This window comes from Nocardiopsis sp. NRRL B-16309 (genome assembly GCF_001279585.1).
GTDB lineage: Bacteria > Actinomycetota > Actinomycetes > Streptosporangiales > Streptosporangiaceae > Nocardiopsis.
In genome coordinates this window covers 1-10,961 of the sequence record NZ_LGEC01000106.1, presented here as the reverse complement: position 1 = coordinate 10,961, position 10,961 = coordinate 1, and the positions used below count along the sequence as shown (strand labels likewise).

The following is a 10,961-nucleotide window of genomic DNA, read 5'->3' as shown; positions in this document are numbered from 1 at the left end:
GGCCCTTGGTGTGGTGCCGGGGTCGGCGGCGGGTGTCCGGGGGTTGGCGGTGGGTGCGGTTGCGTTCCGGGCGCGGTGGCGCGGGGCCGGGCGGTCAGATGGCGAGGAGGGTGTGGGCGTCGGCGTCGGTGAGGTCGGCGCGGGCGCCGCTGTGGGTGATGCGTCCGGCGTCCAGGACGGTGACGTGGTCGGCCAGGCGCAGGGCGACGTCGAGGTACTGCTCGACGAGGAGGATGGTCGTTCCGTCGGCGGCGATGTCGGTGATGGCTTGTTCGATCTCGGCGACGATGGAGGGCTGGATGCCTTCGGTGGGTTCGTCGAGGATGAGCAGGGTGGGGTTGGTGACCAGGGCGCGGGCGATGGCGAGTTGTTGGGCCTGGCCGCCGGAGAGGAGTCCGGCGCGGCGGTGCAGGAGGGGTTTGAGGCGGGGGAAGCGGTCGAGGGCTCGGGTGATGAGTTCGGGTCCGCCGCGTTGGGTGGCGTGGTGGGCGAGGTGGAGGTTCTCGGCGACGGTCAGGGGGGCGAAGGTGTCGTGGCCTTGGGGTGCGTAGGCCATGCCGCCTCGGATACGGGTGTGGGTGGGTTTTTTGGTGATGTCGGTGCCGTTGTGGGTGATGGTGCCTTGGGTGGGGGTGAGGAGTCCGGCGATGGTGTTGAGCAGGGTGGTCTTGCCGACGCCGTTGCGGCCCATGACGCAGGAGATGGTGCCGGTGGGGATGGTGAGGTTGATGTCGAAGAGGACGCGGGCTCGGCCGTAGCCGGCGTGGAGGCCGGTGACGGCCAGGTGGGATGTGTTCATGTGGTGGCCTCCTGGGGGTTGCGGCCGAGGTAGACCTCTTGGACTCGGGGGTTGTTCTGGACGGTGGCGACGTCGCCGTGGGCGAGGACGCGTCCTTCGTGCAGGACGGTGACGTCGGTGGCGTAGCGGCGTAGGAAGTCCATGTCGTGTTCGATGACGACGATGGTGTGGTCGGTGGCGATCTCGGTGAGGAGGTCGCCGGTGCGGGTGCGTTCCTCGGCGCTCATGCCGGCGACGGGTTCGTCGAGCAGGAGCAGGCGGGGGCGTTGGGCCAGGAGCATGGCGATTTCGAGCCATTGGCGTTGGCCGTGGGAGAGGGTGGCGGCGCTCTGGTCGGCGTGGGGTGCCAGGCCGATGCGGTCGAGGATGTCGGTGACGGTGGTGGTTCGGGTGCGTGGTCGGGTCAGGAGTTGCCAGGGGCGTAGTCGGAAGGAGGCGGCGAGGTCGACGTTGTCGGCGACGGTGAGTTCTTCGAAGACGACGCTGGTCTGGAAGGTGCGGCCGATGCCGGTGCGCACGATGTGGTGTTCGCTGCGTTTGTTGAGGGTGTGGCCGTTGAAGGTGATGGTGCCTTGGGTGGGGCGGGTGCGGCCGGTGATGGTGTCGATGAGGGTGGTTTTGCCTGCGCCGTTGGGGCCGATGAGGAAGCGCAGGTCGCCTTCGTCGAGGGTGAGGTCGATGTCGTTCAGGGCGGTGAAGGTGCCGAAGGTGACGGTGAGGCCTTGGATGGAGAGCAGGGTCATGGGTGGCTCCCGGTGGTGGTCTCCGGTGTGGGTGTGGTGTTGGCGGGTGTGGGGCGGGAGAGGGCTTGTGCGGCTGTGCGGGTGAGTCCGGCCAGGCCGCGGGGGGCCAGGGCGATGACGATGACGAAGAGGGCACCTTGGAGGTAGGTCCAGCCGCCGGCGAAGGTTTCGGCGAAGGTGGTCTGGGCGGCGTTCATCAGGACGGCGCCGGTGGCGGCTCCGGCCAGGGAGTAGCGGCCGCCGATGGCCACGGCCAGGACCATCATGATCGAGGGGATGACGCCGATGAGGGAGGGGGAGATGATGCCCATGATGGGGACGAACAGTGCTCCCGCGGCGCCGGCGGCGGTGGCGGAGAGGGCGTAGGCGAGGGTCTTGATCCAGGTGGGGTCGTAGCCGAGGTAGCGGACGCGGTCTTCTCCGTCGCGGATGGCGATGAGGAGTTTGCCGTAGCGGCTCAGGGTGATGTGGCGGAAGAGCAGGTAGGTGGCGCCCAGGGTGAGGACGGTCAGGGCGTAGAGGGTGTATTGGGCGGTGGGGGTGTAGAGGCTGGTGCCGGCGAAGACGGGGAAGTCGGTGAGGCCGTTGGAGCCGCCGGTCAGGTGTTGTTGGCCGATGAGCAGGATGACGAAGGCGGCGGCCAGGGCCTGGTTGAGGATGGCGAAGTAGGCGCCGCGGACGCGTTGGCGGAAGACGGACCAGCCCAGGAGGGCGGCCACGGCCGTGGGGACGAGCAGGGCGGCGGCGATGGCGGTGGCGGGGTTGGTGAGGGGGCGCCAGAACCAGGGGAGTTCGGTCAGGCCGGACCAGACCATGAACTGGGGCAGGTGGCCGGGGGAGAGGGGGTCGGTGGCGGCCGCGGCGAGGGTGAGGTGCATGGCCATGGCGTAGGCGCCCAGGCCGAAGTAGACGCCGTGGCCCAGGGCGAGCATGCCGCCGCGGCCCCAGGCCAGGGCGATGCCCAGGGCGACGATGGCGTAGCACAGGTACTGGGCGAGCTGGTTGAGGCGGAAGGGTTCCAGGAGTAGCGGCATGACGAGCAGGGCGGCGGCGAGTAGGCCCAGGAAGGTCAGGGGGCCGCGCAGGCGGGTGATGAGGGCGGGGGCGGTCATGTCAGGGCCCTTGTCTTGACGGTGAGGAGTCCTTGGGGTCGGGCCTGGAGGAAGGCGACGATGGCGGCGAAGACGATGAGTTTGGCCAGGGAGGCGTCGGCCCAGGCTTCGACGGTGGCGTTGAGCAGGCCCAGGGCCAGGGCGGCGAGGATGGTGCCGCGGAGTTGGCCGAGTCCGCCGATGACCACGACCAGGAAGGCGTCGACGATGTAGTTGGTGCCCAGGGTGGGTCCGGTGGGGCCGATGAGGGTGAGGGCGACCCCGGCGATGCCGGCGAGTCCGGAGCCGATGAAGAAGGTGGTGGCGTCGACTTTGCGGGTGTTGATGCCGGTGGTGGCGGCCAGGTCGCGGTTGTGGATGACGGCGCGCATCTGGCGTCCGGCGCGGGAGCGGTTGAGGTGGTAGGCGATGGCGACCACGCACAGGATGGCCAGGGCGAGGATGAACAGCCGGGAGTAGTGGATGCGGATGTTGTCGGTGAGGGTGAGGCCGCCGGTGAGCCAGGCGGGTGCGGGGACGTCGACGTTGGGTGCGCCGAAGGTGTCGCGGGCGGCTTGTTGGAGGATCATGCCGATGCCGAAGGTGAGCAGGAGGGTGTCCAGGGGGCGTCCGTAGAAGTGGCGGATGAGGCCGAGTTCGAGGAGCCAGCCCAGGGTTCCGGTGACGGCGAAGGCGGTGGGCAGGGCGATCAGGAGTGAGTAGGCGGGGTTGAGGCCGATCCAGGCGTGCAGGACGTAGGCGGTGTAGGCGCCGATCATGATGAGTTCGCCGTGGGCCATGTTGATGACGCCCATTTGGCCGAAGGTGAAGTTGAGGCCGAGTGCGGCGAGCAGCAGGACGGCGCCGATGGACAGGCCGACGGGGAGTTGGCCGATGAGGGCGTCCACCGCGGCTCCTTTCGGTGCGGGGGCGGGTGGGGCGGCCGGGTGCGGGGTTCCGGCCGCCGCCGGGGGAGCGGGGGGCGTGGTCAGCCGGTCAGGTCGGCGGCCCAGTCGTAGCCGGTGAGGTAGGGGTCGGGGGTGATGGGTTCGGGGGAGGCCCAGATCTCGTCGATGAGGCCGGTGTCGGTGATCTGGCCGATGCGGGCGGTCTTGATGACGTGCTGGGTGTCGCCGTCGATGGTGATGGTGCCTTCGGGGGCGTCGATGGTGGTGCCGTCCAGGGCGGCGCGGACGTCGTCGACCTCGAAGCTGTCGGCTTCTTCGACGGCGGCCTTCCACAGGTGGACGGCGTTGTAGGCGGACTGCATGGGGTCGGAGGTGACGCGGTCGGCGCCGTAGGTGTCGGTGAAGGCCTGGACGAAGCCGGTGTTGGTGTCGGTTTCGGTGGTCTGGTAGTAGTTCCAGGCCGTGAGGTGGCCGGCGATGTTGTCGGGGCCGATGCCTTCGATCTCCTCTTCGGCGACGCTGACGCTCAGGACGGGGGAGTCGTCGGGGGTGACGCCGGCCGAGCGCAGCTGTTGGAAGAAGCTGACGTTGGAGTCGCCGTTGAGGGTGTTGAAGACGGCGTCGGGTTCGGTGCGGGCGATGTCGTTGGTGATGGTGGAGTATTCGGTGTGGCCGAGGGGGGTGTATTCCTCGGCGATGATCTCCATGTCGTGGGCGTCGGCGTAGGCGGTGATGATCTGGTTGGCGGTGCGGGGGAAGACGTAGTCGCTGCCGACGAGGTAGAGGCTGGTGTGGCCTTGTTCGCGCAGGTAGTCCAGGGCGGGGATGATCTGCTGGTTGGTGGTGGCGCCGGTGTAGACGATGTTGGGGGAGGATTCGAGGCCTTCGTATTGGACCGGGTACCACAGCAGGCCGTTGTTGCGTTCGAAGACGGGGAGCATGGCTTTGCGGGAGGCGGAGGTCCAGCCGCCGAAGACGGTGACGGCGTTGTCGTCGTTGAGGAGTTTGTTGGCGCGGTCGGCGAAGGTGGCTTCGTCGGAGGCGCCGTCCTCGATGACGGGTTCGATCTGGCGGCCCAGGACTCCGCCGTCGGCGTTGATCTCGTCGATGGCGAGTTCGACGGCGTCGCGGACGGTGACTTCGCTGATGGCCATGGTGCCGGAGAGGGAGTGGAGCATGCCGACGGTGACGGTGTCGTCGGTGACTCCGGCGGGGTCGCCGGGCGCGCAGGCGGTGGTGGCGGCCAGTGCGAGGGCGAGGGTGGCGGCGATCGCGGTGGTGCGGGGGCCCGGGGGCGTGGGTGCCATCGTGTGCCATCTCCTTGGGGTGGGGGCCGGGTGGGCGGGGTCACCTAGGAGGCTGGTGGCGGGGTGTTTCGTGTGCCGTGCCCGACCGTTACGTATACATGTCGGTATCCGGTGGGGTCGTTAAGGTTTCGTGTGGGGGCGCGGTGTGTGTGGGGGTGGTCGGCGCCCTGATGACCACTCAACTTGACATAATGTGCATTATCGGCGATATGGGCGGGAGTGCGGGGAAGGGGTCGGGCGGGTCGTTTCACCCGCGGCCGGTCAGTGCGTGGCGGCGTCCGGGCTCGGGTGGATGGCGCCGTCGGCGCAGCCAGGCGCGCGTGGCGCGTCGGCCCTGGGCGGTGCCCAGGGCCATGAGCGGCTCGCTGGTCAGTCCCAGTACGGCCCATGATCTGTCCCAGGATGAGGATCTGTGGTGCGGCGGGTCCCTGGTCCGGGTCGACGGACTGTGGGCAGGAAGGCCGGGAAAACAGACCCTGGGCTTGACGGCGTCGGCGACGAGGTCGTCGGTGAAGGCGCGGGCGCTGGTGAGGCTGTGGGGTGCTGTGCCCTGGTGGGGTGTGTCTTCGCTGGTCAGGGCGCGGATGTCGAGGTGGACGAGGTAGTCGGCGCCCAGGTGGCGCGCACCCGGACCTAGGCGGTGGCCGCGGCGGCGTGGACGAGTGTTCCGGTCTCCACCCCCAGGGTGCTGCCCCATGTGCGCGGTCCCCCGGCGGCGGCGCGAGCCACAGGATGTCCAGGTGGTGGGGTCCAGGGGCCAGGACCGGTGCGGTGGCCGCGGCCAGGCAGGGTGTGGGGTTGGAGCATGGTGTTGAGCTGAGCGGTCCCCTGGTGCCGACCGTGACCTGTCCATGTTTGATGCATAATCTGTGTTATGCATCCTTTTGCAGGGCTTTGATCACTCATGCGTGGTTCGTGGTGATCTGATGGGCTGCCGTGTGCCGACCGTGCGCCCCCGCCTCCCGCGGGCGGATGCCGCCGCCCCGTCATCGGCGGGCCCGTCCGCCCCCTCCCGCCTCGCTCCCACCGTCCTGCTCCCCCGCATCCGTGCTCGTACGGTGCCTCCACTCCCCCGCGGCCGCGCCCGATGAGCCGTCCGATCGCCCGGAGTCCGCCCGCCCACGCGTGCCCGCTCCGGTGCCCGCTCCGTGCGCGCGCCCGGTGGGGCTCCGGGGCGCGTGCTCCGCGCACGGTCGCGACCCCTCCCCTCGCGCGGCGGCCGTCCGGCCGCACGTCGCGATTCGTACGGGCGTTCGATGCCCTCGCTCGTTCCTGAATCGGCCTCTCCCCTGCCCTGTGGGTTCATTCGTCCGGGTTCGCACCGAGTCGGGACTCCCCGCCCCGGCCCGCGGGGTGCCGGTCTCCCCTCGTGTTCGATTCTGTTCGAGGCGGGGGCGTGGATGTGGCGGCGGATCGGGGATGCTGAAGGCATGAGTGGTGCAGCTGGAGCGGGGCCGGTCCTGGCCCAGGACGCGGTGGAGCAGTATCTGGTGGCGCGGCGGGCGGCCAAGCCCTCGCCGCACACGGTGGCCGCCTACCGGCGGGATCTGAACGCGGTGCTGGCGCTGGTGGCGCGCGATCGCGGGTGCACGGTGGGGCAGGTGGCGCTGGCGGAGCTGGAGGCGGGTGTGCTGCGCTCGGCGTTCGCGGACTTCGCCACCGAGCGGGCCGCCTCCAGTGTGGTGCGGGCGTGGTCGACGTGGAACGGGTTCTTCGGGTTCTGGGTCTCGGAGCGGGTGGTGGCGGGCAATCCGATGTCGGCGGTGCCGCGGCCGCGGGTACGTCCCTCGGGGCCCAAGCCGCTGATGGGCGAGGACACCCCGGAGCGGTTGTTGGAGGCGTTGGCGCGGGGGGCGCGCCGGGCGCGTGATCCGTGGCCGGAGCGGGACCTGGCGGTGCTCGCGTTGGCGCTGCTGACGGGGATGCGGTCGGCGGAGATGCTGTCGCTGCGGGTGGAGTCGGTGGGCGGCCGTGCGGGTGAGCGGCGGATCCGGGTGGTCGGTAAGGGCGGTGGTGAGCGGGTGCTGCCCATCGAGGTGCCGTTGGAGGTGTTGTTGGAGGCGTATCTGGCCTCGCGGCGGCACCGGTTCGGAGTCGTGCGGGGCGCGGATCCGTTGTTGGTGGACAACCGGGGCCAGGGGTTGCGGCGGGGTGGTCTGCAGTATCTGGTGCGTCAGTGCTACAAGCACGCGGGGGTGCACGACCGGGTGGCGCGGGGGACGCTGGTGCACGCGCTGCGGCATACGTTCGCGACGCGGTTGGCGGAGGACGGGGCGTCGGTGAGCGAGATCATGCATCTGCTGGGGCATGCGTCGGTGTCGTCGTCGCAGGCCTATATCGAGGTGACGGCGCGGGCGCAGCGGGAGGCGGCGGGGTCCAACCGTACCTATGGGGTGGTGCGGCGCCTGGTGGCCGAGGGCGGGTCCGAGGGTGGGGTGCAGGAGGTGGTGGGTGGCTAGTCTGTGGCTGTGAACGATCTGACGGTGTCGACGGTGAATGTGAACGGTCTGCGGGCGGCGGCCAAGAAGGATCCGGGTTTCGTGGCGTGGTTGGCGGCCACGGAGGCGGACGTGGTGTGTCTGCAGGAGACGCGGGCCGAGGCCGAGCAGTTGTCGGCGGCGGTGGTGGCGCCGCCGGGGTGGCACGTGTTGTTGGCTCCGGCGGCGGCGAAGGGGCGTGCGGGGGTGGCGGTGTATTCGCGCCGTGAGCCCGAGGCGTCGAGGGTGGGTTTCGGTGAGGCCGAGTTCGAGGATTCGGGCCGGTATGTGGAGGTGGACCTGGGGGCGGTGACGGTGGCGTCGCTGTATCTGCCCTCGGGTGAGGTGGGCACGCCGCGGCAGGAGGAGAAGGAGCGTTTCATGGACGCGTTCCTGCCGTATCTGATCAAGCGGCGTGCGCAGGTGGAGGCGCAGGGCCGTGAGCTGGTGGTGTGCGGTGACTGGAACATCGCGCACCGGGAGGTGGATCTGCGCAACTGGCGGGGCAACAGGAAGAGTTCGGGTTTCCTGCCGCAGGAGCGTGCGTGGTTGTCGCGGGTCTTCGATGAGGCCGGGTATGTGGATGTGGTGCGTGCTCTGTATCCGGATCAGGAGGGCCCGTACTCGTGGTGGTCCTATCGGGGGCGGGCCTTCGACAATGACACGGGGTGGCGGATCGACTTGCAGGTGGCCACGCCGGGGTTGGCCTCGCGTGCGGTGTCGGGGCGGGTGGAGCGTGCGGTCGAGCATGGTGCGCGCTGGTCGGATCATGCTCCGGTGACGGTGCGGTACGGGTCCTAGGAGGGCTGCTGGTATGGGTGTGCCGATCGTGTTGGTGCATGGTCTTCGGTTGTCGGGGAGTATGTGGCGGCCGCAGGTGGAGTTGTTGTCGGCTCAGGGGCGCCGGGTGGTGGCGCCGGATCTGCCGGGTCACGGGTCGCGGCGGGGTGAGGAGTTCTCGCTGGGGCGTGCGGTGGACACGGTGCTGGGGGCGATCGACGGTGTGGGCGGGCGTGCTCTGGTGGTGGGGTTGAGCCTGGGCGGGTTCGTGTCGATCGCCACGGCCGGGGCGGCGCCGGGCCGGGTGGCGGGGTTGGTGGCGGCCAGTTGTACGGCCAAGCCGGCGCAGTCGTTGGCGCAGTTGTACCGGATTCCGTCGGTGTTGATGGAGCGGTTGCCGGACAAGGGTTTGGCGGTCAACGAGCGGTTCCACCGGTTGACGTTGCGTGATGGTGCGGTGGATGCGGTCTTGGACGGCGGGTTGGCGGTGGAGGCGGCCACGACGGTGATCGACTCGGTCTCGGACATGGACGCGTTGTCGGCGTTGGCGGCCTATACGGGGCCGGTCTGGTTGATCAACGGGTCGCGGGACCATATGCGTATCCATGAGAAGCAGTTCTTCGACGCGTGTGCGGACGGGCGGTTGGTGAACGTGCCGCGGGCGGGGCACATGGTGAGTCTGGACCAGCCGGTGAACTTCTCGCGGATCGTGGGTGATGCGGCCGATGTGGTGAGTGCGCGTGAGGTGGCGCGTGCGCAGGTGGATGCGGGCGGTTCCGGGGAGGAGCCGGTGGAGTCCGAGGGCTGAGCACGGGCCTCGTGCGGGCGCGGTGTGTGGTGGGGTCGGGGGCTGTGTGGCTCCGGCCCCACCGGTGTGTCGGGGGTGGGGTGTGGTGGGGCCGCTCCCCCGGCGGAGTGGGCGCCGGTGCGCGGTGGCCGTGCGGGGTCGGGCCGGACTCCGTCCGCGGCGTGTGCCCCTGGCCTGTGTCCCTGGCCCGGGGCGGGCGCGGTGGCGGTCCGCGCCTTTGCGGTCTGCCCTGGATGGGGCGCTGTGGGGCGGTTCTGGAGTGAGTGGGCCGCGTCCGACGAGCGGATCACCGCGATGGGGCCTTCCCAGGCGGGGAAGGCCCGCGCCTTGCGTGGCCTCTCCCCCGGGCGGCAGTCTGTCGGTCTGTGACCCCTGGGGCGGGCGGTCGCGCCTGCTCAGCTGCGGTCGGGGCGGCGCAGGCGGGCGCGCAGCCGGGTCAGGCGCCGGGTGTTGGCCGAGTCGGGGCCCTCGCGCTCGGCGCGCTGTTCGAGGCTGCCGGTGACCGAGACGTGCAGGGGTTCGTCGGGCCACTTTTCCCAGCGCCGGGGGCGTTTGCGCTCGAAGCGTTCCTGTGCCTGTTCGGCCAGGCCGGTGTCGGCGGTGCCGCGGATGGTGGCCAGCGTGTGGGTGGCGGCGCGGCGGTTGGCGCGTGCGACGTGCCGTTGGGCGCGGCGGATGCTCTTGCGTGAGCTCTTGTCGTTCTCGCCGTATTCGTTGCGGCGGTCCTTGGTGTAGCTGAGGCGCTTGTCGTCCTGGGGTGTGCGGCGGCGCGGCACGGTGCTGGGTCCTCCCCTGTCCTTGGGACGGTGAGGTTACCGGTCGGGTCGGGGGCGGGGCAACGGGTGGTGCGGGGCCCGGCTCCGGGCGCGGGTGGCGGGGCCGGAGCCGGGGTCAGCGGGCGTGGTGGGCGGGGGCGGCGGTGCGGGCGCGGGTGGCGCTGTGGGGCAGGTGGAAGTAGATCATCGGGTTGCGGTGGCTGGTGTGGACGGGTTCGGTCAGGTGGAGTTGTTTCTTCAGGTCGGTGAGGGCTTGGTGGTGGTGGGGTGCTCGGGCGGCGGAGGCGGTGAAGAAGTTGGTGGTGTGGGCGGTCAGCCAGGCCAGGACGACGGCGCCTTCGGTGAAGGGCAGGGCGCGGCGCTGGTGGAAGACGTCGTGGACGCTGACGGGGATGCCCGGGGCCAGGGTGGGCAGCAGGTGGTGCAGGTACCAGCGGGCGAACCAGCCGTTGTGGGCGGCGTCGATGCACAGGTGGTCGGTGCGGGCGGGGATGAGGTGGGTGTGGGTGCGTACGTCGCCGTGGGTGAAGGTCCACTGGTCGGTGAGGTGGTGGGGTACGTGCTGGGGGGCGTGGTCGGTGGTGTCGAAGGAGTGCAGGTGGCCGGTGCCGTTGTCGTGCAGGGCGTGCAGGATCCAGGCGGTGGACCAGCCGTGGGCGGTGCCGATCTCCACGACGGTGGCGGGGGTGTTGTGGCGTAGGAGGAGGTAGGTGATCTCGGCTTCGAGGTCGTCGAGTCGGGGGGTCATGGTGTGCCCGGTGTGGCGCCGGTGGGCGCGCATGTGTTCGCGTACGCGGGCGAGGTCGTCGCGGTGGGTGCGGTAGAGCTCGCTGATGTGCGCCAGGTCGATGGCGGCGGGCATGTTACCCCCTGGGGTCGTGTTCGTACCGTTGGTGATGGTCGAAGGTAGCAGTGTCGTGCGGGGGCGGGGTGGCGGCGCGGGTGTGTGTCGCTTTCAGCGGGGTGTGGCGGGGCGGATGAGGCCTGCGTCGTAGGCGGCGATGACGGCTTGGGTGCGGTCGCGGACGCCGAGTTTGGTGAGGATGTGGGAGACGTGGGTCTTGATGGTCTGGACGCCCAGGACGAGGTGGTCGGCGATCTCGGCGTTGGTCAGTCCTTGGGCCATGAGGGTGAGGGTTTGGGATTCGCGTTCGGTGAGGGTGGCGACGGCGCGGGCGGCGGGGGTGGGTGCGGCGGGGGGGGGGGGGGGGGCGGGGGGGGGGGGGGGGGGGGGGGGGGGGGGGGGGGGGGGGGGGGGGGGGGGGGGGGGGG

The 10,961-nt window shown here is 70.5% G+C and carries 11 protein-coding genes and 1 pseudogene; 3 read left to right on the top strand and 9 right to left on the bottom strand.

Going from position 1 to position 10,961, the window contains the following annotated elements; all coding sequences use genetic code 11:
• Positions 1-94: 94 nt before the first annotated feature.
• The 6 genes from ADL05_RS24320 to ADL05_RS30775 form a co-directional block, all read right to left on the bottom strand.
• On the bottom strand, positions 95-799 hold the full coding sequence (locus ADL05_RS24320) for an ABC transporter ATP-binding protein (protein ID WP_053619341.1): 705 nt from the start codon (positions 797-799) through the stop codon (positions 95-97).
• Entirely contained in the window at positions 796-1,542 is a 747-nt protein-coding gene (urtD, locus tag ADL05_RS24315) for an urea ABC transporter ATP-binding protein UrtD (RefSeq protein WP_053619340.1), read from the bottom strand. Before urtD ends, ADL05_RS24320 begins: the two co-directional genes overlap by 4 nt.
• Positions 1,539-2,654, bottom strand: coding sequence for an urea ABC transporter permease subunit UrtC (gene urtC / locus ADL05_RS24310; RefSeq protein WP_053619339.1), 1,116 nt, complete (start codon positions 2,652-2,654; stop codon positions 1,539-1,541). The genes urtD and urtC overlap by 4 nt, the downstream gene beginning before the upstream one ends.
• On the bottom strand, positions 2,651-3,541 hold the full coding sequence (gene urtB, locus ADL05_RS24305; protein WP_053619338.1) for an urea ABC transporter permease subunit UrtB: 891 nt from the start codon (positions 3,539-3,541) through the stop codon (positions 2,651-2,653). The genes urtC and urtB overlap by 4 nt, the downstream gene beginning before the upstream one ends.
• A gap of 80 nt (positions 3,542-3,621) precedes the next feature.
• Complete coding sequence (urtA, locus tag ADL05_RS24300) at positions 3,622-4,848, bottom strand: urea ABC transporter substrate-binding protein (RefSeq protein WP_053619337.1); 1,227 nt, start codon at positions 4,846-4,848, stop codon at positions 3,622-3,624.
• Between the two features lie 247 nt (positions 4,849-5,095).
• The gene (locus ADL05_RS30775; RefSeq protein WP_156366004.1) at positions 5,096-5,545 is read right to left on the bottom strand and encodes a hypothetical protein; all 450 of its coding nucleotides are present in this window, start codon (positions 5,543-5,545) and stop codon (positions 5,096-5,098) included.
• Positions 5,546-6,278: 733 nt separating this feature from the next.
• Here ADL05_RS30775 and ADL05_RS24290 point away from each other — a divergent pair.
• From ADL05_RS24290 to ADL05_RS24280, 3 genes are read left to right on the top strand one after another with little or no spacing between them, the layout of a single operon-like run.
• Entirely contained in the window at positions 6,279-7,307 is a 1,029-nt protein-coding gene (locus ADL05_RS24290) for a tyrosine-type recombinase/integrase (RefSeq protein ID WP_053619342.1), read from the top strand.
• A gap of 18 nt (positions 7,308-7,325) precedes the next feature.
• On the top strand, positions 7,326-8,126 hold the full coding sequence (locus tag ADL05_RS24285) for an exodeoxyribonuclease III (RefSeq protein ID WP_156366006.1): 801 nt from the start codon (positions 7,326-7,328) through the stop codon (positions 8,124-8,126).
• Between the two features lie 13 nt (positions 8,127-8,139).
• Positions 8,140-8,913, top strand: a complete 774-nt coding sequence (locus ADL05_RS24280; protein ID WP_053619334.1) for an alpha/beta fold hydrolase — start codon at positions 8,140-8,142, stop codon at positions 8,911-8,913.
• A 395-nt stretch (positions 8,914-9,308) separates the two neighbouring features.
• Here ADL05_RS24280 and ADL05_RS31975 read toward each other — a convergent pair whose 3' ends face one another.
• From ADL05_RS31975 to ADL05_RS24265, 3 genes and pseudogenes are all read right to left on the bottom strand, one after another.
• Complete coding sequence (locus ADL05_RS31975) at positions 9,309-9,689, bottom strand: hypothetical protein (protein WP_053619333.1); 381 nt, start codon at positions 9,687-9,689, stop codon at positions 9,309-9,311.
• Between the two features lie 115 nt (positions 9,690-9,804).
• Positions 9,805-10,551 (bottom strand): class I SAM-dependent methyltransferase, encoded by a 747-nt coding sequence (locus ADL05_RS24270; RefSeq protein ID WP_053619332.1) that lies wholly within the window; start codon positions 10,549-10,551, stop codon positions 9,805-9,807.
• 93 nt (positions 10,552-10,644) lie between these two features.
• A pseudogene (locus tag ADL05_RS24265) lies at positions 10,645-10,887 on the bottom strand (response regulator transcription factor); the annotation flags it as partial.
• Between the last annotated feature and the right edge of the window lie 74 nt (positions 10,888-10,961).